Source organism: Paenibacillus sp. GCM10027626 (assembly GCF_042676285.1).
Taxonomy (GTDB): Bacteria; Bacillota; Bacilli; order Paenibacillales; family Paenibacillaceae; genus Paenibacillus_Z.
The window spans coordinates 234829-257815 of record NZ_JBHTHC010000012.1 but is presented as its reverse complement, the minus strand read 5'-3'; the positions used below and the strand labels follow the sequence as shown (position 1 = coordinate 257815).

Annotated in this window: 20 protein-coding genes; 14 read left to right on the top strand and 6 right to left on the bottom strand. The window is 50.9% G+C overall.

All coding sequences use genetic code 11. The annotated features are described in order from the left end of the window. Positions 1-542: 542 nt before the first annotated feature. A complete protein-coding gene (locus tag ACFQ0N_RS22970; protein WP_379330609.1) occupies positions 543-977 on the bottom strand; it encodes a DUF2621 domain-containing protein in 435 nt (144 codons plus the stop codon). A gap of 190 nt (positions 978-1167) precedes the next feature. Between ACFQ0N_RS22970 and ACFQ0N_RS22965 the strand changes: the two genes are divergently transcribed. From ACFQ0N_RS22965 to tkt, 3 genes are all read left to right on the top strand, one after another. Then, a complete protein-coding gene (locus tag ACFQ0N_RS22965; RefSeq protein WP_379330607.1) occupies positions 1168-2295 on the top strand; it encodes a deoxyribonuclease IV in 1128 nt (375 codons plus the stop codon). A gap of 57 nt (positions 2296-2352) precedes the next feature. Next, complete coding sequence (gene purU / locus ACFQ0N_RS22960; RefSeq protein ID WP_379330605.1) at positions 2353-3252, top strand: formyltetrahydrofolate deformylase; 900 nt, start codon at positions 2353-2355, stop codon at positions 3250-3252. A gap of 128 nt (positions 3253-3380) precedes the next feature. Then, positions 3381-5399: a transketolase gene (gene tkt / locus ACFQ0N_RS22955; protein WP_379330603.1), complete on the top strand. Its 2019-nt coding sequence runs from the start codon at positions 3381-3383 to the stop codon at positions 5397-5399. Positions 5400-5473: 74 nt separating this feature from the next. On the opposite strand, the gene ACFQ0N_RS22950 is transcribed toward tkt, so the two are convergent. Then, positions 5474-6382 carry an NAD(P)-dependent oxidoreductase gene (locus tag ACFQ0N_RS22950; protein WP_379330600.1) on the bottom strand — a complete coding sequence of 303 codons (909 nt, stop codon included), beginning with the start codon at positions 6380-6382 and terminating at the stop codon, positions 5474-5476. Positions 6383-6493: 111 nt separating this feature from the next. Here ACFQ0N_RS22950 and ACFQ0N_RS22945 point away from each other — a divergent pair, with 111 nt between their 5' ends. The 8 genes from ACFQ0N_RS22945 to ACFQ0N_RS22910 all read left to right on the top strand — a co-directional run bounded on the left by ACFQ0N_RS22945 (position 6494) and on the right by ACFQ0N_RS22910 (position 13173). Further along, positions 6494-7126, top strand: coding sequence for a YigZ family protein (locus tag ACFQ0N_RS22945; protein WP_379330598.1), 633 nt, complete (start codon positions 6494-6496; stop codon positions 7124-7126). 224 nt (positions 7127-7350) lie between these two features. Then, positions 7351-8157, top strand: a complete 807-nt coding sequence (gene cysT, locus ACFQ0N_RS22940; RefSeq protein ID WP_379330621.1) for a sulfate ABC transporter permease subunit CysT — start codon at positions 7351-7353, stop codon at positions 8155-8157. After that, positions 8154-8951, top strand: a complete 798-nt coding sequence (locus ACFQ0N_RS22935) for a sulfate ABC transporter permease subunit (RefSeq protein WP_379330596.1) — start codon at positions 8154-8156, stop codon at positions 8949-8951. Before cysT ends, ACFQ0N_RS22935 begins: the two co-directional genes overlap by 4 nt. A 3-nt stretch (positions 8952-8954) precedes the next feature. Then, positions 8955-10019 (top strand): sulfate/molybdate ABC transporter ATP-binding protein, encoded by a 1065-nt coding sequence (locus ACFQ0N_RS22930; protein ID WP_379330594.1) that lies wholly within the window; start codon positions 8955-8957, stop codon positions 10017-10019. Between the two features lie 93 nt (positions 10020-10112). Further along, positions 10113-11231 carry a sulfate ABC transporter substrate-binding protein gene (locus ACFQ0N_RS22925; protein ID WP_379330592.1) on the top strand — a complete coding sequence of 373 codons (1119 nt, stop codon included), beginning with the start codon at positions 10113-10115 and terminating at the stop codon, positions 11229-11231. Positions 11232-11469: 238 nt separating this feature from the next. Further along, positions 11470-12621 (top strand): hypothetical protein, encoded by a 1152-nt coding sequence (locus ACFQ0N_RS22920; RefSeq protein ID WP_379330590.1) that lies wholly within the window; start codon positions 11470-11472, stop codon positions 12619-12621. Further along, on the top strand, positions 12608-12832 hold the full coding sequence (locus ACFQ0N_RS22915) for a hypothetical protein (protein ID WP_379330588.1): 225 nt from the start codon (positions 12608-12610) through the stop codon (positions 12830-12832). The genes ACFQ0N_RS22920 and ACFQ0N_RS22915 overlap by 14 nt, the downstream gene beginning before the upstream one ends. Before the next feature lie 191 nt (positions 12833-13023). Then, positions 13024-13173 (top strand): hypothetical protein, encoded by a 150-nt coding sequence (locus ACFQ0N_RS22910; RefSeq protein WP_379330586.1) that lies wholly within the window; start codon positions 13024-13026, stop codon positions 13171-13173. A gap of 70 nt (positions 13174-13243) precedes the next feature. Here ACFQ0N_RS22910 and ACFQ0N_RS22905 read toward each other — a convergent pair whose 3' ends face one another. From ACFQ0N_RS22905 to ACFQ0N_RS22895, 3 genes are all read right to left on the bottom strand, one after another. Then, positions 13244-13519 carry a helix-turn-helix domain-containing protein gene (locus ACFQ0N_RS22905; protein WP_379330584.1) on the bottom strand — a complete coding sequence of 92 codons (276 nt, stop codon included), beginning with the start codon at positions 13517-13519 and terminating at the stop codon, positions 13244-13246. 263 nt (positions 13520-13782) lie between these two features. Then, on the bottom strand, positions 13783-14580 hold the full coding sequence (locus ACFQ0N_RS22900) for a Cof-type HAD-IIB family hydrolase (protein WP_379330582.1): 798 nt from the start codon (positions 14578-14580) through the stop codon (positions 13783-13785). 87 nt (positions 14581-14667) lie between these two features. Beyond that, positions 14668-15714 (bottom strand): hypothetical protein, encoded by a 1047-nt coding sequence (locus ACFQ0N_RS22895; protein WP_379330580.1) that lies wholly within the window; start codon positions 15712-15714, stop codon positions 14668-14670. 186 nt (positions 15715-15900) lie between these two features. On the opposite strand from ACFQ0N_RS22895, the gene ACFQ0N_RS22890 reads away from it, so the two are divergent. Continuing rightward, entirely contained in the window at positions 15901-17319 is a 1419-nt protein-coding gene (locus ACFQ0N_RS22890) for a S41 family peptidase (protein ID WP_379330578.1), read from the top strand. Between the two features lie 148 nt (positions 17320-17467). Here the strand turns inward: ACFQ0N_RS22890 and ACFQ0N_RS22885 are convergent, their stop codons facing one another. Further along, entirely contained in the window at positions 17468-18331 is an 864-nt protein-coding gene (locus ACFQ0N_RS22885; protein WP_379330576.1) for a hypothetical protein, read from the bottom strand. Between the two features lie 305 nt (positions 18332-18636). Between ACFQ0N_RS22885 and ACFQ0N_RS22880 the strand changes: the two genes are divergently transcribed. Further along, the gene (locus ACFQ0N_RS22880; protein ID WP_379330573.1) at positions 18637-19146 is read left to right on the top strand and encodes a sialidase family protein; all 510 of its coding nucleotides are present in this window, start codon (positions 18637-18639) and stop codon (positions 19144-19146) included. Between the two features lie 648 nt (positions 19147-19794). Further along, on the top strand, positions 19795-22857 hold the full coding sequence (locus ACFQ0N_RS22875; protein ID WP_379330571.1) for an S-layer homology domain-containing protein: 3063 nt from the start codon (positions 19795-19797) through the stop codon (positions 22855-22857). The last annotated feature ends 130 nt before the right edge of the window (positions 22858-22987 follow it).

The following is a 22987-nucleotide window of genomic DNA, read 5'->3' as shown; positions in this document are numbered from 1 at the left end:
CTTTTTCATGAGACCGCCTCGTTTCGATTAGTTTGTGGGGACAAACATTACATCGACTGGACGGTCTTTTTTATTAGTTTTTTACCATTTATTGCATACCTTTTTTTGGCTAATCAACAGGCCTACATTTAGTACAATAATTCGCCGCGAAACTGCTGCATACCGAGGACTTGTTGCACAACCTGCAACATTTGAGCTTGCTTCTCCGTTCGTCGGACGGTGGCAGGCAGCGCGGAGATTGTTTGGACAGTTTGCCCGGACCGTAGATCCGTTATCTGTGAACAAAACAGCTCAAACGGCTTGCTCGCGGACCGTGGTTCCGTTATATGCCTCAAATCACCGCTAAACCCCAGCAAAATCGGCAAATAACGGATCGTGTGTCCGCGAAACCTCCGAATGAGCCGGGTTTCGACAAATAACGGATCCTATGTCCACATGGCTCACAGTCGCCCGCTTCTGCGGCCTCCGCAGGTCCGCCCAGGCCGCGGGGCTGAGTCTGCTCGATTGCTTGCGAACTTTGTGGCGCCAAACTACGAAAAAACTTACTTATTCAGCAAATGCTCATAAGGGGCATAGTCGATGCCTTGCTTTTTAAGAAAAGAAACAAGACTGCGGTAGTCGCGCTTGGGCGTTGCTCTTATGTAGCCCTCGATACAATGATCGCGGTTAACCTCGGCAGCTCCGCTCTCGATGGCGACTTCAGCAATTTTGGCGGCGATAGAATGTCTGGCAATGTCGCGGAAAGCGCTTGGCACCGGCGAGACGAGCTGCTCCAGAAAGTCTTTCGTCTCTTCCGGCCACATGCCGCGGCTGCGCTCCACCCAATAGTTTTGCCAATCGAGCTTTGATTTACCGTCTTTTTTGGGCAGTACTTTCAAAAATTTGCGGAACATAAAAAAGCCGCCAATTGCCATAAAGACGAGCAGGACGATCGCCCAGAAGACGATGAAATACATAAACCAGTCGGGCGTACCCATACCTTTATGTCACCTCATTAAGATTAGTAACCGAATAATAGTTTGAAATTTGATACCATTATAAGCTACCGCGATTCGCGCTGCAACCGCCTGCTCCAAAGCTGGAAGCCTAATATACCTAGATTTCTTTCCATAATCCCTGTAAAATAAGAGGAACAAGTGTCTACTAAATGAGAGGGGCGAAAACGAAATGTTGAAGATTGGGTCCCATGTTTCTTTCTCGGATAAAGGATTGCTGACGGCAACGAAGGAAGCTGTTTCTTATGGTTCGAGCACGTTTATGATTTATACAGGCGCACCGCAAAATACGCGGCGCAAGCCAATCGAGGACTTATACATTGATGAAGGCAAAGCGGCGATGAACGAGGCGGGCATTGGCGAAATCGTGGTACACGCGCCTTATATTATTAATCTGGGTTCTTATAAGGAAGATACATTTAAGCTTGCTGTACGGTTTTTGCAGGAGGAAATCCGCCGGACAAGCCGGATCGGTGTGCAAAACATCGTGCTTCATCCGGGCGCGTACACGGATAAGGACGCTGAATACGGCATCGCCCGCATCGCGGAAGGGCTCAATGAAGTGCTTGAGGGGACCAAGGACTCCAACGTCAATATTGCGCTGGAGACGATGGCTGGCAAAGGGACCGAAATTGGCCGCAGCTTTGAAGAGATTGCGGCGATTATCGATAAGGTTCGCGACAATGAGCGGCTCACAGTGTGCATGGATACTTGCCATATGCATGATGCCGGCTATGATCTTATTGGCGATCTAGATGGCGTGCTCCAGCAATTTGACCATATTGTCGGGCTTGACCGTGTGGCGGTTGTCCATGTTAATGATAGCAAAAATCCGCGCGGCGCAGGCAAAGACCGGCATGCTCCAGTCGGCGCCGGCTGGCTTGGCTTTGAGGCCATTCATAACATTGTGCATCATGAGCTGCTTGAGGGGCGTCCATTTATATTGGAAACGCCATGGGTCGGACTGGACAGCAAAACTCAGCGTCCGATGTATGAAGCCGAGATCGCATTGCTTCGCGGCAACGCAATGGACCGGTTTGGAGAACAATATTTTGAAGATCTGGAGCGGCTTCATCACTTTTTTGACAAGCAGGAAATCGATCATCGCAGCTATGTGCTCTCGACTTGGGATGTGCTGAAAAACGATGCCAAAGCGAAAAAAGCCGACCCGCGCGAGCCGATGGATCGTCTGTACGAATTGGTGCAGGAACATCGAATTTTGCAGGATCAGTCCGAGGAAGCAATCAATCAGCGAATTACTGGCTGGTTTGCCGGCAAGACGCTGCTGGTGAATGCCTAGTGCGGCAGGCATTGCAGCAGTTACTATTTGATTACCGATGGAAGGAAGAAATCATTAATGTCTACGATGTATCACTCTGAACAGATCCCACAGAAGCCCGAAAAAAATAATCGTGTCCGAATTTTAATTTCATGTCCGGACCGCCCGGGTATCGTAGCGGCTGTTTCGCATTTTTTGTATGAGCATGGCGCCAACATTGTACAATCCGACCAATATACGATGGATCCGGTTGGCGGAATGTTTTTTATACGCTTTGAATTTGATTTGCAGGATTTGGAGAAGGAGCTGCCGGTGCTGCAGGAGGATTTTGCCCGGGTAGCGGACCGCTTCTCGATGAAATGGCATATGTTCCGTGCGAGCCGCAAAAAACGGCTGGCGATCTTTGTGTCGAAGGAAGATCATTGCTTGCTGGAGCTGCTGTGGCAGTGGCAGGCGGGCGATTTGGATGCGGAAATTGCGATGGTGGTGAGCAATCACCCGGATATGCGCAATCTGGTCGAATCGTTCGGTATTCCTTATCATCACATTCCGGTTACGGCTGCAACGAAGGAAGAAGCCGAGAAGAAGCAGCTGGAGATTGTATCCGATAAAGCGGATTTGATCGTGCTTGCGCGTTATATGCAAATCATTACCCCGAAATTTATCGAGCAATTTCCGAATCGGATTATTAACATTCACCATTCTTTCCTGCCGGCATTTGTGGGAGGCAAGCCGTATGCGCAGGCCTATCAGCGCGGTGTGAAGATTATCGGCGCGACTGCCCACTATGTGACTGAGGAACTGGATGGCGGCCCGATTATTGAGCAGGACGTTCAACGCGTCAGCCACCGCGATAATGTAGACGATCTCAAACGAATTGGCCGTACAATTGAACGCGTTGTGCTGGCGAGAGCGGTCAAATGGCATTTAGAGGACCGGATTTTGGTGCATCATAATAAAACGGTCGTATTCAATTAGTTTTGCTGCATGTGGAAATGCCGCATTGCAAATGATACAATATGGCAAAGTCTGCGCGTGATTTCCTGCGCTTGCAGCAGTGTGGAAGGCATACAATTCGGAGCAAGGAATAGGAGGATTTTCTCGCAATGACAGCTAATCAAAAAACGATCGATCAGCTATCGATCGATACGATCCGCACGCTCGCGATCGATGCAATCGAGAAAGCAAATTCAGGGCATCCCGGAATGCCTATGGGCGCGGCTCCAATGGGATATCAGCTGTTCGCCAAAAATATGAAGCACAATCCGGCTAATCCGTCCTGGATTAATCGCGATCGCTTTGTGTTGTCGGCCGGACACGGTTCTATGCTGCTGTACAGCCTGCTGCATCTGTCCGGTTATGATTTGCCGATCGAGGAACTGAAAAATTTCCGTCAATGGGGCTCCAAAACACCGGGACATCCGGAGTTTGGGCATACTGCAGGCGTTGATGCCACTACCGGACCGCTTGGACAAGGTCTTGCAATGGCTGTCGGCATGGCGATGGCGGAAGCGCAGCTTGGCGCGACCTATAATAAAGACGGTATGAATGTGATCGACCACTATACTTATTCGATTTGCGGCGATGGCGATATGATGGAGGGTGTAGCGAGCGAAGCGGCTTCGCTGGCAGCGCATCTGAAATTGGGCAAGCTTATCGTGCTTTACGATTCCAATGATATTTCGCTGGATGGCGAATTGAGCCTTGCTTTCTCTGAAAATGTACAAGCCCGCTATGAAGCTTACGGCTGGCAAGTGATTCGTGTAGAGGACGGCAATGATTTGAACGCTCTTGCTGCAGCAATTGCTGCTGCGCAAGCAGAGAGCGGTAAGCCGTCGCTGATCGAAGTGAAGACGATGATCGGCTACGGAAGCCCGAACAAAGGCGGCAAGGGCGGCAGCGCAGGTACGCACGGCTCGCCGCTTGGCGCCGAGGAAACGAAGCTGACCAAGCAATTCTATGAATGGCAGCATGAAGAGGATTTCTTTGTTCCGGCGGAAGTGCGCGCCCATTTTGCCGAAGTGAAGGCAAGAGGCGAGCAGGCCAATGGAGAGTGGGACAAGATGTTCGCTTCTTATAAGGCCGCTTATCCGGAACTGGCCGCGCAATTCGAAGCGGCTGCGAGCGGCGAGCTTCCTGCGGGCTGGGATGAAGATTTGCCGTCCTATTCGCCGGAGGACAAGCCGGTGTCGACCCGTGTCGCTTCCGGCAATGCGCTGAACGGTCTTGCTAAGCGTGTACCGAACTTGCTTGGCGGGTCGGCTGACCTGGAAAGCTCGACGATGACACATCTGAAAGGGTTGCCGGTCTTCAAGCCGGGCAGCTATGAAGGCCGCAATATTTACTTCGGGGTACGCGAATTTGCCATGGCTGCGGCGCTGAACGGGATTAGCCTGCATGGCGGCTTGCGGATTTATGGCGCGACATTTTTCGTCTTTACAGACTATCTGCGTCCTGCAGTCCGATTGTCCGCTTTGATGAAGCAGCCTGTCGTTTATGTGCTGACGCATGACAGCATCGCTGTAGGCGAGGACGGCCCGACGCATGAGCCAATTGAACAGCTGGCTTCGCTGCGCATCATACCTGATGTTACCGTCATTCGTCCTGCCGATGGCAATGAGACTTCGGCTGCATGGGCATATGCAGTAGAAAACAAGAGCAAGCCGGTAGCGCTCGTGCTGACGCGGCAGAACCTGCCGGTTTTGGAAGGAACGAATGCCGCGGCGCGCGAAAGCATCAAGAAAGGCGCCTATGTGCTGTCCGATGCGGCTGACGGCAAGCCGCAGGCGCAAATTATTGCCACAGGCTCTGAGGTTCAGCTGGCAATTGCGGCTCAGAAGGCATTGGCTGCAGAGGGCATTCAAGTGCGAGTCATCAGCATGCCGAGCTGGGAGCTGTTCGATGAGCAGCCGCAGGCTTATAAAGATTCGGTATTGCTGCCGGATGTGGCTGCCCGGCTTGCAGTCGAAATGGCTTCGCCATTCGGCTGGGAGCGTTACGTAGGAGATAAAGGGGCTATTCTTGGCATTAGCACTTTCGGGGCTTCGGCTAAAGGCGACCGCGTCATTCAGGAATACGGTTTTACAGTGGACAATGTAGTAAGCAAAGTCAAAGCGTTGCTGTAAAAAGCTGTGAAAAAGAAAGAGGCTGCTTCATCAGCGTCTAATATAGATGCTAGCGGAAGCAGCCTCTTTCTATGTCATTTATCGTCTGTCTGCTTGCCAGGGGCCAGACGTTTTCCAATCCACTCTTCATAGCAGTGCGCTAATGCGGACAGGTCGAGCGGGCCGAAGCCTTTGGCATCGGCTGCTTGGAACAAGCTTTTGGCTGCTCCGAGCAGTGGAGCGGGAGTCCCTAATTGATCGGAGAGATGGGAGGACAAACGCAGGTCCTTCAGCATCAGTTCAAGTGAAAATTGCACGCTGAAATCGCGCTCCAGCAGCTTTGGCGCCTTAAGCTCAGCCATTTTGCTGGCAGCTCCGCCCGAGTTGACGAGCTCAAGAAAAGCTGCGGCGTCAATTCCGCCGCTGGAAGCGATGGATAAGCCTTCAATAAGAGCGGCTGTATTAATGCCGACAATCGTATTGTGAGCAAGCTTGGCGGTAGCGCCGCTGCCATTTGGCCCCATATGAATAATTTTTCGTCCCATAGCAAGCAGCGGGGCTTCAACTTGCTTCAGGACGTCAGAATCGCCGCCTACCATGAAGACCAGGGTGCCGCTCTCGGCTGCCGGCTTGCTGCCTGTAACGGGAGCATCGAGGAAATAGGCGGATTTATCCGCGGCGTCGATTGCCAGCTGGCGGGCCAGGTCGGGCGAGATTGTACTGCTGTCGGCGATAATGGCCCCGGCCGACAAAGCTTCCAGCAGGCCTTCATCGCCGTAATAAATTTCGCGAATTGCCTGATCATTACTGATCATTGTGATGATAAAATTAGCGCTGCGGGCAACCTCGGCGACTGAAGGGGCAATGACGGCGCCGAGTTGAACGAGGGCGTCAGCTTTGCTGGGCGTACGATTATAGACAGTGACCTCAAAGCCTTTGCGCAGCAAATTGGCTGCCATCGGCTCTCCCATTGTGCCAAGGCCAATGAATCCGATTTTCGTCATTTGATCATCTCCAATGTTAGTTTAGGTGATGCCTTTAGCAAATGCAGGTGCTTGCCCCATTCTAACATATTCGCTTAAGGAGATGAATGAAGGAATGGACGGTGTTTACAAATGTTAAATCAATTCAAAACGCTGCGTCAGCAGGCGAGCAAGGAAATTGTCATCAAAAAATCCCGGTTTATCGGTTATGGCAAGCCGGTCGAATCGGAGGCTGAAGCAATTGCCTTCATTGAGGAGATCAAGAAGCTGCACTGGAATGCGACCCACAATTGTTCGGCTTATGTCGTGGGCGAGCGCGACGAGTGCCAGAAGCAGTCGGACGATGGCGAGCCGAGCGGCACGGCGGGCAAGCCGATCCTGGAAGTTATCAAGCATCAGCAATTGAAAAATGTCGTCATCGTCGTGACCCGTTATTTTGGCGGCATTATGCTGGGAGCAGGCGGACTGATCCGGGCTTATACGGATGGAGCGGTCGCGGCGATCGAAGCGGCGGAGGCGATTACCAATGTGCTGCATCGCCAAGTTATTGTCGATGTGGACTATACATGGTACGGCAAGCTGGAAAATGAATTTCATGCCCGCGGCGTCCGGATCGGCCAGACTGATTTTACGGATCGTGTCGTGATTGAATGTTTGCCGGAGGCGCCTGAAGCGGAGCGGTTTGCCGCTTGGGTTACAGACCTGACTCAGGGACAGGCTGTTATAACGATCGGGGAAGCGCGCTATTATATCGAGGGTGAGTGAATACGAGAGCCGTCAGACCGCCGGACAAGGGTGTCCGGCGGTTGTTTGCTTTGTCTGTTAGATGTGAATAAGGAAACGCTATCGGATTCATTAATTTTATTGATTTTTTCGATTGACGAAACCTGCCAGTTTCGGATATTATTAATACCAAGTAAGTTTATAGGAATTGGTACAAGTGTGAACGACGCCATTCAGTAAGGTCGGGGGGTTAACGGTTGAACGCCATGTTTCGCAACCGCTGGTGGAGTTTTGGCTTTCGCACCACGGTCATGTTATATTTCATACTCCTAATCGTGCTGCCTATAATAGGCATCTACACGCAGTCGTTCGAACGGGGCGGGGGAGCTTTTTGGGAAAGCGTCAGCGATCCGCTGGCATGGAAGGCCGTTCTCTTGACGCTCAAGCTGTCAGTCATTGCGACGATTATCAATGTGCTGCTGGGCACGATGATTGGCTGGGTGCTGAACCGCTACCGGTTCCCTGGAAGAAGGCTGCTTAACAGCCTGGTAGATTTGCCTTTTGCTTTGCCGACTGCGGTTGGCGGGTTAATGATTTTATTGCTGCTGGGGCCTAATAGCTTTGCCGGCGGGCTGGCGCAGCAGCTCGGCTTCGAGATCGTGTTTCACGAGCCGGCGATTGTCATTGCCATGGTTTTTGTTACGTTTCCTTTCGTCATTCGCGCTGTGCAGCCTTTGCTTGAAGAGCTTGACAAGTCGGAAGAGGAAGCGGCTTATACGATGGGCGCTTCGAAGGCGCGAACGTTTTTGAGGGTTATCTTTCCCTCGATGCTGCCGGGAATCGTCAGCGGCGCCATGCTGGCATTTTCAAGAGCGCTGGCCGAGTTTGGCGCTGTCGTATTGGTCGCCGGCAATATCCCGGGCAAGACGCTGATCGCTTCGGTGTATATTTTTGGCGAGATTGAAAGTGACAACCCGCAAGGGGCCGCGGCCGTATCTGTCATGCTGCTGACGCTTTCGTTTGTGATTTTGTGGGCGATTAACCTCGTGCAGGCGAGGAGGCATGGCAAATGAAAAAACTGTGGATTACGCTCACCTATCTGGTGTTTTTACTGCTGCTCGTTGTGCCGCTCGTAAAAATCTTTACCGGGGCCTGGGAAGAGGGCTGGAGCGGTTTTGTCGATGCGCTGGGGCGCAAGCAGTCGCTGCATGCTTTAATGATGACCGGGTTGATCGTTGTTATTGTTACCGTCATAAATACTGTATTTGGCGTCATGCTTGCTTTATACCTAGTGCGCGCCACTTGGCTGGGACGGCGGATCAAGCAGTTGCTCAACAGTGTCGTGGATTTGCCTTTCGCTGTTTCGCCGGTCATCGGCGGCTTGATGATCGTGCTGCTGCTGGGGCCTAACTCAGTGATGGGAACGTTTTTTGAAGATATTGGGTTTAAGGTGGTTTATGCGCTGCCGGGCATGGTCATTGCGACATTGTTTGTTACTTTTCCGCTGATGGTGCGGGAAGTGATGCCGATTCTGCAGGAGATCGGCTCGCAGCAGGAGGAAGCGGCCTCCACCTTGGGAGCCTATTCCTGGTATACATTTTGGCGCGTGACCTGGCCGTCGATTCGCTGGGGTGTTATTTACGGGGTCGTGCTGACTGTTGCGCGGTCGCTCGGCGAATTTGGCGCGGTGCTGGTCGTATCCGGCAATATTATGAATAAAACGCAAACGGCGACAACGCTCGTTTATCAAGATGTGGAAAACTTCAACGTGACTGCGGCCAACGGCGTAGCGTTAGTGCTCGCTGCGTTTTCTGTGGGTCTGCTGCTGATGATGGAATGGGCCAAAAAGCGAAAGGGAGTGCACTAGGCGATGCATATCGAGGTACGCGGTTTAAATAAGCAATTTGGTGATTTTCACGCGGTTCGCGATGTTAGCTTCGACATTGAGCGCGGCAAGCTGATCGGGCTGCTCGGCCCGAGCGGCGGCGGCAAAACGTCGATTTTGCGCATGCTGGCAGGACTGGAAACGCCGTCCTCCGGCGATATTATGTTCCATGGCAAACGGGTCAACGAGTTGCCGCCCCAGGAGCGGGGCATTGGCTTTGTTTTTCAAAATTACGCCTTGTTCAAGCATATGACCGTCTATGATAATGTCGCTTTTGGCCTGAAAGTGAAAAAGCAGCCGAAGGATAAAATTCGCGAACGCGTCATGGCGCTGATTGAATTGACCGGGCTAAAAGGCTTCGAGCACCGCTATCCACATCAATTGTCCGGCGGTCAGCGCCAGCGCGTTGCCTTCGCCCGCGCGCTTGCTCCGGAGCCGCAGCTGCTGCTGCTTGATGAGCCGTTTGCCGCCATCGATGCCAAAATCCGCGGCGAGCTGCGGTCATGGCTGAAGGAACTGATCGAACGCGTCGGGATTACGTCCATTTTCGTCACGCATGACCAGGATGAGGCGATTGAGGTTGCCGATGAAATTATGATTATTAATAAAGGCCGGCTGGAGCAAAAAGGTTCTCCGTGGGATATTTACAAGCATCCGCAAACGCAGTTCGTCGCCAGCTTTATTGGGGAATCGACGATTGTTGAACAGGTCGATCAGCTGAAAGGCTTCGAGGAAGCGGCGGCCTGGCCCGGAACGCAGGCGCTGATCCGTCCGGAATATATCGAAATCGGCCGGCGGCATGAGTTCCGCATTCCTTCCGCGACGGCGCAGGGCACGGTAAGGCATCTGCATTTTCGCGGCAGCGAGTGGATGGTGGAGGTTGAAGTGGACGGGATCAAGCTAATCACCTACCGTTCGCTGGAAAAAGAAGTACTGCAGCCGGGCCAGGACATTTTCGTGCTAATCCACCGGGCTTATTTGTTCAATGACAACGACAACTGGATTATGGAGAACAGGCTGAAGGAAGATCCGATGCCGATTCATATTTAGCACAGGATGCTGATCTGGAAGAACAGGACGTATCGGAGCTGGCCAGATCAGGTTCTGCTATTATTATCTTGGATAGAAAGTGTTGTGTGCATCATGAACATAAGACACGCCCGGGTGTATAGAAAGCGTAGAGCCCCCGGACGGTTCGTCCGTCTACTGGCGATAACGCTGCTGCTCACCGCGTTGGCGGCGGCGGCCGCCTGCAGCAATGGCGGGGAGCGGGACGGCGCAGCAGGTGCCGGAGCTGATGGCAAACCTGCCGGCGCTAATGCAAATGAAGTGACGCTGGTCATTGGCGCTTACTCGGTCGTGAAGGATGCTTTTGCAGAGCTGCTGCCCAAATTTCAGGCATTCTGGAAGGAGCAGACCGGCCAGACGGTGGTCTTTCAGGAATCGTACGAAGCATCCGGTACACAAGCGCGAGCGATCGCAGGCGGTTTCGAGGCGGATGTGGCGGTCCTCGCCATGGCGGGCGATATCGACAAAATCAAGAAAGCAGGGTTCATTTCACATTCGTGGAATGAAGCCCCTGATGCAGGCATGATCACCCGTTCGATCGTTGTACTCGGCACGCGCGAGGGCAATCCGAAACAGATTCGCGGCTGGGAGGATTTGACGCGCGATGACGTTAAGGTTTTGTATCCGAACCCGAAAACGTCGGGCGGCGCGCAATGGGATATTAATGCGATCTATGGCGCGGGCTTGAAAAAGTCGGAAGCGGAGACCGGCAAGGCAGATCCGGATTATGCCAAAGCTTTTTTGCAGCGTGTGCACGAGCGGGTGGAGTCGCTCGACAAGAGCGGCAGAGCATCGATGGCGGCTTTTGAATACGGGGTGGGGGATGTGATCGTTACCTATGAGAATGAACTGCTGGCACGGATCAAACAGGGCGTTCCGTATGAAATTGTTATTCCTGAGACGACGATCCTGATTGAAAATCCGGCTGCCATTGTCGATGCCAATGTCAACAAGCACGGTACGCGCAAGGTAGCTGAGGCGTTCCTCGACTATTTGCACGGACCGGATGCACAGCGCATTTTCACCGATTACGGCTTTCGTCCAGTCCTTGCTGAAGTTGCGGCCGAGACAGGCGACAAGTATGTTACCCCGCCAGGGCTGTTCGATATCGAATATTTAGGCGGCTGGGATTTTGTAAGGGAGCAGCTGTATAGCGCAAAAGGGATTTGGTATCAGGTGCTGGCGGGGCTGTAGAGCATAACAGCCGGGCTTCCAAAAAAGGCTGTCTGCGGCATTCATTTCCGGGTAGAGGGAGTGAATGCGCGGTCAGCCTTTTTTGTGCTGGTTGGCAAGCAGTACTACAGTTAAGGGGGCCAGTGATTCGGTTAAATTGAAGTGAAAGCAAACGAAAATACGAGATATGATATTATTTTGTCGCTTAATCCGTAGAGCCCCGAGAAGAGACAGAATTTACTTCAAGGGAGGTATTGCCTTGCCCGAAGAGCAAAATGGTAATCGTCCTGATCTGATTAGCTGGATCGGAGCAATACAAAGGAACTTTGATCCTATACTTCTAGAAGGCCGTAAGCATTACAGAGAAGCAGCTGGTTGGGTTGGAATATGGTTACTGCGTTCATTACTTGGGACAAGCTATCAGAAAATGTCACAAGATCGGGTGAACAAGTTCCTTGTTATCTTTTCAAACCAGTGGCAAACGTGGCTGACATATGTGGGACTGGGAGGGATTGTTGGTCTGCCGTCTATCTTCGACTTTCAACTTACTTTCTGGCCAGTTCTCATATCCTACAGTTTGATCGGTCTTTCTCTCATTATGTCGTTGTATGCTAACCTAAGTCGCATGCTAACACTTGACGATCCTTATTTTAACTCCAATGCTTACAGGTTGTTTCGTTCCCAAGAGTATTTCATGTTTTTACCTTACTTTAAGGAACATAAGCATACTTTCGAAACTGTCGTTGACTGGGTAAAACTATTATATAAAGAAAATGGCTTAGATTCAGTGATTGCTGAACATAAAGAGATTCACCGGCAATGGAAGGAAACAGTAGAACAACTCAAAAAAAGCTTAGATGAAAAGGACAATGGTTTAAAGCAGAGTCAAGCAACAGAAGCTTTGTTGAATCAGAAAATAGCGGAACTGGAACGTTTAGCAAAGATAAACGAGGATGGATTTAATTCTGCGATAAGTACGGTTTATCGACTTCGATCCAGTGATTCCCTATTCAGCACTTTCGACCTAAGAGTCGTTACTGATTTTTCTTTGTTTGAACTTGTAGAGCCAAACTTGGTCCGTCTTTGTGAGCAGGGAACTACAGAAACGCCAAGAATTATAAATGTTAACGATCCAGTCTATGCGCACTATTCTTCGGTGAAGTTGTTTCACGGGGAAGGAACAATTGAATATGCCACCAGCGATAGAGAGGGAAGAACAGTCGCAAGTTATTGGATCGACCTTCCCTCTGGTAGGACGTTCATATATAATTTTCACTATGACTCTACAAATCAACATATGGATGATATAATAGAGATGAAAGAGATGTATCGTTATATTAAGGGAATTTGCATAAACTTGGATGAACGAGGACTGCTAATCAAGGAGGGACAGCAAAATGCGGCAAACTAGACGATCACATAGTTTAAAGGCCAGCCATGAACGCTTGCTGGCCATCACGAATGATATTAATAGAATTCAAGAGGAAAGTGCGCAAACATGGGCTGTCTTGAAAATCAACAACGTTCGTACTAAGGAATTGCGTGAAAATATGGATAAGCTGCTTTCGAGGCAGGAAGAGAGCTTTAAGAAACTCGTCGCCCTTGCAGGAAAAGCACAATAGAGCAACATACAAGAAAGGGAGCCCACTGGGCTCCCTTTTCGGTGATACAGAATTTATAAACTTTTAGCAGATAAATTCTAAGTATTACCCCGAGAAAAGCCCCCGTCTTTTAAAGAGTGGAACCGTTTCTCTTGTTTAATTTTCATATAGTTGTCAATAATGCTTCTATTACCGTTAAGGAGTAGGTAGCATTGAAATCTAAAAATTCAAAGGTAATACGCGGTAAATTTCGTTTAGGAGAAAATGCCTTCCCCTCATCAAAAGAGAAACGAGAGAAAATTATGCGCGATGTGGAGCGAATCAACCGGATGGCAGCAGAGAATAGAAAGAAGCTGGAATAGACAAATAGACTAAATGGCGACGGGATACGTTAATTGTTTCAGTACTTTTTACAGCACCAAGATGAGCAATTTACAGAAACAGCTGCGAAACATTGATATTATAGCCGCGGGCCATAAATTCCGTTGGCGACATTGACGTGTACTTTTTGAAAATACGAAAAAAATAGGAGGTGTCATAGTAGCCAAGATGATTGGAAATTTCAGCAACGGTCATATCGGAATTAATGAGCAGGCTACAGGCCTCCATAATGCGCAGCTGGTGAATATAGTTGATCGGCGAAGAGCCGATTACTTCGCGGAAGATGGCGATCGTGTAGTTTGGCGAAGGGTGAATAAGGTGTGCCAACTGCTTGATCTCAATCTGCTCGCGATAGTGCTCAATTATGTACTTTTAATAAGCTGGGCAAATTTAACCTTCATAGGAGTAACTTCCGGCTTCAGTGCGGCAAGGCTGGAAGCAACTGGACGCGCTGACGGGGTGGAAGAATTGCGGAAAAGACATCCGCAGGAAGCGTAGAAGCTTGGAGAAGGAGCGATAAGACATCTACAGATAAATTAACTAAGCTTGCGTATAAGGGGAGGTCCCTTGGACGCAAGCTTTTTGCAATTCTACCTATTCAACACAAACTTCTCAATCACATGACGAACGCCCTCATCATTGTTCGAGCGGGTTACATAGTTGGCAATGTCCTTTAACTTGGGAAGAGCATTGTCCATTGCTACGCCCAGCCCGGCTACTTCGATCATTTCATGATCGTTCCAGGAGTCGCCGATGGCAATAACCTGATCCATCGTGCAGCCGATATGCGAGGCCATAAATTGAATGGCGTGTCCTTTTGTGCCTTCTTTGTGCATAAACTCAAGATAGTGCGGCTTTGATTTTGTAATGTGAACGCGATCGCCGATTACAGGAGCCAGCTGTTCGGCAATCCGATCCAATTTATCGGGATCATCGATGATCAGCATTTTGGTAGAAGGCTGGCCGATGAGACGGTCAAAATCTGGCTCAACGATGTAAGGAATTTTCGATAAGGCTGAATAGCCTTTAATTTTATCGTTATCTTCCTCTACATATAATTGGTCTTCAATATACAACTGCAGGTGCAGCCCATTATCCTGACAGAACTGATACAGCTCACGGGCAGCATCCTCAGGCACACTGCGCTCATACAACACTTGCTCGTCAAATAATGTTTTGACCAGCGATCCCTGATACGTAATAATCGGTACGTTCAGCTCGATCTGGGCGGCGATTTTTTTGGCTGACGGGAACATTCTTCCGGTCGCCAGCGTCACGAATACGCCCTGCTCGGCAGCCGCGGCGAGGGCGGCTTTCGTACCTTCGGTTACGGTCAAGTCGTCGGTTAGTAAGGTGTCATCGATGTCGATGGCAATTAATTTGTACATCTGGTTCATTCCGCTCCTTCATGTAGGCTTCCATTGATTGTAGCGGAAAAAGGCAAGCGGAACAAGCATGAATTGACTTTACCGCCTTTATAGGCTGTCCTCAACGCATCCATTCATATGTGCCTCCAATGCATGCACAAACTTTTCAGGCTGGTCGAGCGGCAGGTAGATGACGGCTGTTTGCAGCGGCATAAAGAGCAGGCTGGCGACCGGCTGCGGCTGATGCAAAGTTATTTTAATATTGGCGCTGCCAAGCATCGTGGCGGCTGTTTTGCGTTCTTCCTCCGATATTTCAAATGATGCGGCCCGCTCTACTTTGGCGATGTTGGCTAGCGGAATGTCAGCTTGCAGCTGGAGGCCGCAGCGCAGCTGCAAGGTTGGCGCGGTCACACGAATTGGCCGGATGACGGATAGCCGGCAGTCTGCCCAAATATAATAGAGCATCCAGACATTGAGTAAGGTCAATATCCAGGCAGCGGCAGAAGACCACATCTGAACGAGAAAATGAATGGTGACGCCTTCAAGCAGCAGCAGCTTGGTAAATAAGGCGGCATAGACGATCCGGCTGCTTTCGCGATGATACGTAAAGCTTTCCCCGTCTGGAATAAGCGCGCGTTCTGCGCGCGCTTTTTTTCCCCATGAGCCTGCAAGTGCCCAAAGCGCGGTAAGATCGTGCAGCAAAATGGCCCCCAGCTTCCCGCGGCCGGCGGTCTGGCTGACAGCGGCCCGCAGTGCCTCGAAACGATCGCTTTCTGTCAGGCGGGCTTGCCGGTAATGACGGTTCGCCTGCAGCAGCTTGCGGCCTTCCCATACAAGCAGGCAGGCTTCCAGCGGCAGCAAAAACAGCTCAGCGCGCAGAGCAAGCGCCTTATGCTCCTGGGGCAGCAGCAACCACGCCAGCACGGCGCCGGCAAACGGAAGCGGAAGTGCAGTCCAGAGCGGCTTCGTGCCTTTGCGGACAAAAAACAAAATGTACAGCAGGGGCAGGACGATAGTGAAGTCGAATAGCACTGCATAGGCCAGCAGCCGCTCATCCCCGCTTTGCAGACGAATGACGAGCGAATCTACGGTCAATACAAGCAAGGCGAGGGGGATAAACCAAAGAAATGAGCGACGAAGGGCTGATGGTTTCATAACGATATTTCCTCCTTTACTGATTAGTTGAAGATAATTATATTATGAATGATTTTTTCCATTATGGGATGATCAACGATGCAGCAAAACGTGACATTTTCATGAATGAGAGCCGGAAACTTGCGGCATGTCCTGCAAATGAGATAAAGTGTAACAAGCAGGATGTGAGGGAACGGAGAGGTTAGAATGAATATTTATGGGGCAGAGGCTGCGCGGCAGCGCAAACGGATGCTGCTGGCGCTTGCGCTCGTCGTTGCTTGCGCAATCGGCATCATCATTGGACGATGGCTGGTCTTCTATCAATATCCGATACTGGAGAGTACAAGCTTCCGCAATTTATCGTATACGTATGATAAAATAATGGACGACTATTTGGAAGGCGCCGAGTCTCATGCGCTTATTAATGGGGCTGCCGAAGGAATGGTGGCTTCGCTTGGCGATCCTTACTCCGTTTATTTGACGGGTGAAAAGGGCGAAGACTATATGAAGTCGTATGAGGATCATTTTGTCGGGATCGGGGTAGAGATTCGGCAGCAGGATGGGGACTATATTATCGAAAACGCAACTCTTGGGTCGCCGGCCGAAAAAGCGGGGCTGCAGCATGGGGATATTGTGCGGGCGGTCGATAACAAGAGCGTCAAGGGAATGGCTTTCGACCAGCTGCTGAAGCTGGTGAAGGGCAAGGAAGGGACTAAGGTAACGCTGATCATTGATCGGGAAAAGGTGGCAGAACCGCTTGCAGTAACCGTTGAGCGCGGCACGGTCCCTGTACATACGCTCTCCTACGAGATGAAAGGCGACCATATTGGAATGATTGTGATTTCCCGCTTTGCCGACAAGACGGGCGAAGAGTTCGATCAGGCGATTGCCGCGCTCAAGGAAAAGGGCATGCAGCGCTTATTGCTCGATTTGCGCAGCAATCCGGGCGGGCTGCTGGAGCCTACCATCCATATTGCCAATACGTTTGTGCCCAAAGGGAAAACCATCGTGCAAGTGGTTAATAAGGATGAGCGACGAATTGTGACCCATACATCTGAGCAGGCAGAAGCGTGGAAGCTGCCGCTGGCCATACTTGTCGACAGCCATACGGCGAGCTCCGCCGAAGTGTTGACAGCAGCGCTTAAAGAGACAGCCGGTGCAGAGGTAATCGGAGAGCGCACCTTCGGCAAAGGAATTGTGCAGCAGTTCCGGCAATTGCCGGACGGCTCGGTACTGAAGCTGACGGAAGCGCAGTGGCGGTCGCCGGACGGCCAGTGGATCCACAAGAAAGGGATCGAACCGACAATTGCGGTGGCCCCGCCGGACTACACCCAGCTGTCGCCAATAGCTGCCGGGAAGAAGCTGCAGGAAGGCGACTACGGCCAGCGGGTTGAGGCGGCGCAAAATCTGCTGCAGGCGCTTGGCTATTCGACAGGACCGGCCATAGGGATTTACAGCAAAGAAATGCGGGAGACCGTGCAGCTCTTTCAGCGGCAGCAAGGCATTCCGGAGACTGGCGAACTGAATGACCGGACCGCCTACGAGATCAGCAGGCGTTTGCTGGAGAAATATAAAGCGGAGGATCCTCAAATGAAGAAGGCATTGGAAGTGCTTCAAGCGAAGTAGCGCTGATAGCAGTGCGTAGATCAGTGTTTGAGTTGGGCATAGTTTCAGTTCCGCCCTAGAAATGAAGACCACAGCGTTTATTAATGATCTGCACCCGCAGCGGCTGGCCGTTGCCAAAGTACGGCACAGCCGCATTGTTGCGGCTTTATTAGTATTCTTCAATCATTAAGGCGAATTTGGCACCAACCTTGTAGATAGCCTCAACAGCCTTATTCTCATACTGGTTCCCTAGCAGCACTTTTTCACTTGCTTGATTGGAGAGCTTCATATTAAGTTCTTTGCCTGCAAAGGCTTGAACCATTAATTTCAGTCCGTCATACCTGTTCTGGGCAGACTGTAAATAATAATTACGGGCTAAAAGAAGCTCTGGCGATTTCGGTTTCACTTGCTTTATTTTATACAAATACTGAGTCTGCGCTGGAAGGATCGTATTTTTAATGACAGCGGAAACTTGTTTCATGTTGTCCCTACTGACCACAAGATCCATATTGTTAAATGTATCGAAGGATTTTTTCTTGTACTGATCCGCATCCTTCAATTGATTGAAGAAGGGTCGGTACTCTGCAATAAAAACTTTGTCTTTGTTTGACATTTCAGGCTTTACACGCTGCTCAGGCCTTTCTTGATCGAACGTACCAAACACGCGGAATCTTATTTTGAGCTTGACATAGTTTTGATGACTTAACAGAATGTAGCCTGCTCCGCCATTTTGGGCTGTCACAGTAATAACCCTTCCATCGGAATCAGCCTTTGCTGTCACCTGATTGCCATCAAATGAGACGATTGCTATATCTGAGTATTTTACTTTGGATTGATCGCATGCCAAAGTAATGGTTGCTTGTCTAGAGGAGTCATCTTCTCTCAAAAATAACACTTGTTTGTCGACTGTGACTTTGCATACCTTTAGCAGACTAAGCGCCGACGGTTTGGCACCGGCAAGAGGTACGGCTGCGGTCATCATAATTACAGCCATCAGCATCATACAGATTCCCTTTTTCATCTTTCTGTTCACATTTTTTCTCCTCTCATTACTCTAGAGCTCTTGTTTTTGGCTGGAATTTGAAAGTATCATCGCAAACTTTTCTATTAACATCCTTAATTCCCTTCCATTTGATTATATAACAGATTTTAACGGCGGTTAAGTATTGTTTGTATTGCAACAAATGATACCTTAAGTGCGTGCGGGGCAGCCTGGGGGAGGTAGTGATAATTTCACTAGTCGCGGGGCATTAAGCGCTGCAACAGATTCAAGCGCGTTACCACAAGCAGAATGCGCGCGTCAATTTAGCCGTTGTGCTGTATGATAAGAAACGAAATATGGATTTTCTGCGCAGCCGCGACGGAGGGAAGACGTGGGGCGAGCCCATACCGATCGAAGCCAAAGGCAAAGCGGCGCCCAACAACAATGAAACGACCGTCCTTTGCCTGGACGGACGGCGGCTGCTCGCGGCCGCCCGGACGACCGGCGATCAGCACGTCGAGCTGTACGCATCGGATGATTTCGGCGAGACGTGGGAGGAGAGAGGAGCCGTTACCATGCCGTGGCAGCTCCCGGGCCATTTGTTGAAGCTAGAGGACGGCCGCATATTGCTGACCTTCGGCATTCGCTGCAAGGGATACTTCGGCGTAGGCGCCAGAATCAGCAAGCATGGCGGAAACCATTGGGGGGCCTCGATTTTTCTGGTCGACTACCAGGCGGTCGCCGACGGGGGCTATCCGTCCAGCGTCCAATTGGAAGACGGAACGATCGTCACGGCGTACTACAACCATAAAGCACCTCATCATCACCGATACCATATGGGAGTCGTGCGCTGGAAGGGCGACTAGAAGCATTTCTCTATGAAGGCTTACGAAGTTTCATAAGTTCCAGGCCTGTTGATTTACCACAATATGGGTTGTTAAAGATTAAAGAAACTTGTAGAATAGCCCCGTTTGGCTGGGGATTTATTCATATTGGCCGACTAAATGGATTTTCTACAGTTCGTTTTTTGTTTTGTTCGCTAGATCGTTGGACTAGATGGAAAACCTACAGTTAGAATGGTAGTTAGAGATGGATAAACTCGATTTGGCCCGAACTAGCTGGATGATTTCCAGTTAGACTGCAAAAATCGTCTGTTCCGGGTATTCTACCTGCATAAAATCCAGTTAGTTGTGGGGAAAGGAAGTCAAGCACAGATTTTAAGGTTGAGCCCTATGTATTACTTTTTCTGGATAATCAACAGACGTGCATAAGTTCCAAGGTATATTTGCGGCAGTTCCTTCTTTTGTTTTATTTGGTAAAGAGCGGCTGGCGGTTTGCAAATTTTATTAAGGTGCGGAGCCGTCTCACATAGAGGCAATTTTTTAGTCTTCCAGTTAATCGATTAGGCGGCAAAAGTAAATGAATCGTTGAATTGATGAGTGGACTTCGTTCCCTTCCATTCGCTATCATTCCAATGTAAGCGTTTAAAAATGGAGGATAAGGCGGGGTGCTCAATGAGGAAGAAGCTGAGTTTTATGCTGTCCATTTGTTTGCTGTTCAGTACGATTGGAAGCGTTCTTGGAATAGCGGGCGCAGTAAATGCGGCAGATGAAGGGGAGAATCGGATTGAAAACGGCAAGTTCGAAGCTGGCAAGAATGGCTGGGAGGATTGGGGGAACACGGAAATTGTTGCTGACCCATTAAACGGGCAGGGCGGGAATGCGGTGAAAATTGGAACAGGCGAAGGCGGCATGGGCTATTATATCAATGCGGCGCCGGGCGAGAGCTATGTGATCTCAGGATGGGGAAGAAGCGAAGCAGAGGATACTCCGGCGATTCTTGCCGTGAAAAGCCTGGGCGGGCAAGGCAATGGCAGTCCGAAGTCCATAAATTACACGAATACCGATTATGAATATAAATCCGTTTCGTACACAGTCCCTGAAGGCGCGACGGAACTGCTCGTTTATGTTTACAAAAACGAAGGCTCCGGCGGCAGCGCTTATTTGGCCGATATCCGCGCAGTGCGGCAGCAAGCGCAGCAGCAGCAGGTTCATAATCATGCGTATTTGCCGGAGGAATGGATTTTTCAGTCCCAAACGGATCAATTTATTGCCGCTAAAGTAAATGAGATGAAAGCGTATGCAATCGAATATCAGTTCAACAATATCGGTACGCTGCGCGATGACGGGACGATCGACCGGGAGCAAATTACTGACTTTGGCCACTGGATCAAAGTGTCGCGCGAGACAGACCCGAACCAAAAGATCATCGCCTGGATTAACGGAAATACAACGCTGCATGCCCATACAACGCCTGAGAAGCGGAAGACGATCGTCGCTTCGTTGAAAGCAATGGTAGAGGAAGGCTTTCAGTATGAAGGCGTGTTTTATAAAGTCGACGGCATCCAATTCGATATTGAGCCGCTCCGCGCTGTCTGGAAGGACGATCCCGAGCTGCTGGCGCTGATGAAGGATATCCGCGCCGCGGTAGGCCCCGAGGTTCATCTGTCTATGGCGACACCTGCCTTCGAAATTGTTTGGTCCGATGCATACATTTCGCAAATGGCAGAAGTGATGGATATGTTGAATCCGATGATTTACGATACGCAAGGACCGGATAGCTGGAAGCCGTATGTTACCCAGACGGGGGAAGAATATGAGCAGTTATGGAAAAATACCGCTTTGCGCTACAGCGCGGCTATCGCTGCCAGCGGCAATCCGGATTGCCAATATGCGCCTATTATACCGGCCTACGATAAAAAAGGCTATTGGGACGATGAGGAAGATAAGTATATCGTTTATCACGAGCCATTCATCGAGAATGTGTATCATGCGGCAAGAGGGTTGAAGCAGGCGATGGGGGAAGGAGCCAATGTATATGGCTCGGGTATTTTCTGGTGGGAATTGTTTATTAGCGACACCCCCGACCCGCGCGATAATCAGGACTACTCGCATGCTCGCGGCTGGTGGCTGACGGAATGGGTCAACCAAGGGGAGTCGGATGATTTGCCGCAGCCTCTTCCGGCCATATCGGACAAAACGGCACTGCGGCAAGCGGTTAACGATGCGGAGGCGCTCTATGCTGCAGCGGAAGAAGGCTCGCGTCCTGGGCAATACAAGGGGGAAGCGAAGGCGCTCCTGAAATCGGCGATTGAGAAGGCGAAGGCGATCATTGACGCTGCCGGCAAGCAGCAGGCGGAGGTTGATGCGGCGATCGAGGCGCTAAAAAACGCCGTAGCAGCATTTAAAGCGTCGGTTAACCCCGAGACAGACGGATACTACTGGCCTATCATTACGCCTGCTGCTGAGGATGGGAAAAAGACAGATGAATTGATCGCCGATACGCGGCTTGTGGATAGCGAAAACGGACGAAAGGTTGTCCAAGTAACGTTAAATGGCGCTGTATTGAAAAAGAGGCTGGAGGGGCTGAATGATGACCCGAAGGGCAGCATTACCCTTGATGCAATTGGTCATAAGCAGCTGTCGGAGGCTGAAAATGGCGTCATTGTCGAGCTGCCGTTAAGCGCGCTGCGTCAGGCGTCCGCTGATTATCCCGAAGGCAGCTTGTCGCTGCGGACCGCATGGCTGGCTTGCGAGCTGCGTCTGGGGACGCTCGATATGGGGAAAATTGCCCGCGAACTGGAAGCCGATCTGGAGGACGTCATGCTCCACATTGTCATGGAGAAGTCTCCGGAGCAGATGAAACAGGAGATGAAAAAAGAGCTTGACCGCTGGGGAGCTTCCCTGCTGACGGATCCAGTCCAATTTCACATGATGGCGGTAGCGGGGGAGAAATCGGCAGAACTGAGCGATAGCGGGTTAGCGTTGAAAAGAACGCTGGCGGTCAACGATTTGAGCGATGCGGCATCGGCGGCAGTCGTACGGTATAACGAGGCAGCGCACAAGATTGCTTTTTCGTCTGCAGACGTTCGCCAGTCTGGCAGTGTCACATGGTTTGAAATCAAGCGGAACGGGACTGGCGGAAACTATGCAGTCATGCGCTCTTCCAGAACATTCGCCGACCTCGGCGATGTGCAATGGGCGAAGGATAGTATAGAGCGGCTTGCCTCGAAGCTTATTGTTTCCGGAACCGGGGACACGAGCTTTGCGCCGCGTGCAGTCATCAGCCGCGCCGAATTTGCCGCACTGCTCATGCGCGGACTGGGAATTGAGGAGAGCGGAGAAACGAATCGCTTTACGGACGTGACCCCAGGCAAATGGTATAGCGGCATAGTCTCCGCGGCTGTGCAAGCCGGACTGATCGGCGGCTATGCGGACGGAAGCTTCAGGCCGGGAGACGGTATTACCCGGGAGGAGATGGCAGTCATGTCAGCAAATGCTCTGGCTTATGCCGGGTACGCCTTTCCTTCAGGCCTAACGGGGAACGGAGTGCTGTCGGGGTTCAGCGACTATAGCGAAATAAGTGAAGAAATGCGTGTATCCTTTTCGCAAACGGTGGAAGCTGGACTCATTCTGGGAACGTCCGGCAACAAGCTTCAACCGGGAAGGGTTGTAACCCGTGCGGAAGCGTCCGTGCTGCTTCTCCGGCTGCTGCAGACAGCCGGTCTTCTGCAGTAGGCGGCGGCCATACGGTGCAGGCGGCTGGGGGCTGATCCATTATCTCCGGCCGCCTGTTGCCGCGCTTGCCGGACAGTCAGGATTCTGGCGCAGGCGGTTTTCGGTTGCAAAGTTAAAGTTTTCGTTGCTG

What these genes read in the sequence shown, in the direction of transcription:
- ACFQ0N_RS22890 (WP_379330578.1), top strand. Translation starts at nt 15,901, where the DNA reads ATGAATATTTATGGGGCAGAGGCTGCGCGGCAGCGCAAACGGATGCTG.
- ACFQ0N_RS22970 (WP_379330609.1), bottom strand. Translation starts at nt 977, where the DNA reads ATGGGTACGCCCGACTGGTTTATGTATTTCATCGTCTTCTGGGCGATC.
- ACFQ0N_RS22900 (WP_379330582.1), bottom strand. Translation starts at nt 14,580, where the DNA reads ATGTACAAATTAATTGCCATCGACATCGATGACACCTTACTAACCGAC.
- ACFQ0N_RS22875 (WP_379330571.1), top strand. Translation starts at nt 19,795, where the DNA reads ATGAGGAAGAAGCTGAGTTTTATGCTGTCCATTTGTTTGCTGTTCAGT.
- ACFQ0N_RS22895 (WP_379330580.1), bottom strand. Translation starts at nt 15,714, where the DNA reads ATGAAACCATCAGCCCTTCGTCGCTCATTTCTTTGGTTTATCCCCCTC.
- ACFQ0N_RS22925 (WP_379330592.1), top strand. Translation starts at nt 10,113, where the DNA reads ATGAACATAAGACACGCCCGGGTGTATAGAAAGCGTAGAGCCCCCGGA.
- cysT (WP_379330621.1), top strand. Translation starts at nt 7,351, where the DNA reads ATGTTTCGCAACCGCTGGTGGAGTTTTGGCTTTCGCACCACGGTCATG.
- tkt (WP_379330603.1), top strand. Translation starts at nt 3,381, where the DNA reads ATGACAGCTAATCAAAAAACGATCGATCAGCTATCGATCGATACGATC.
- ACFQ0N_RS22965 (WP_379330607.1), top strand. Translation starts at nt 1,168, where the DNA reads ATGTTGAAGATTGGGTCCCATGTTTCTTTCTCGGATAAAGGATTGCTG.
- ACFQ0N_RS22880 (WP_379330573.1), top strand. Translation starts at nt 18,637, where the DNA reads ATGGATTTTCTGCGCAGCCGCGACGGAGGGAAGACGTGGGGCGAGCCC.
- ACFQ0N_RS22945 (WP_379330598.1), top strand. Translation starts at nt 6,494, where the DNA reads ATGTTAAATCAATTCAAAACGCTGCGTCAGCAGGCGAGCAAGGAAATT.
- ACFQ0N_RS22930 (WP_379330594.1), top strand. Translation starts at nt 8,955, where the DNA reads ATGCATATCGAGGTACGCGGTTTAAATAAGCAATTTGGTGATTTTCAC.
- ACFQ0N_RS22915 (WP_379330588.1), top strand. Translation starts at nt 12,608, where the DNA reads ATGCGGCAAACTAGACGATCACATAGTTTAAAGGCCAGCCATGAACGC.
- purU (WP_379330605.1), top strand. Translation starts at nt 2,353, where the DNA reads ATGTCTACGATGTATCACTCTGAACAGATCCCACAGAAGCCCGAAAAA.
- ACFQ0N_RS22935 (WP_379330596.1), top strand. Translation starts at nt 8,154, where the DNA reads ATGAAAAAACTGTGGATTACGCTCACCTATCTGGTGTTTTTACTGCTG.
- ACFQ0N_RS22950 (WP_379330600.1), bottom strand. Translation starts at nt 6,382, where the DNA reads ATGACGAAAATCGGATTCATTGGCCTTGGCACAATGGGAGAGCCGATG.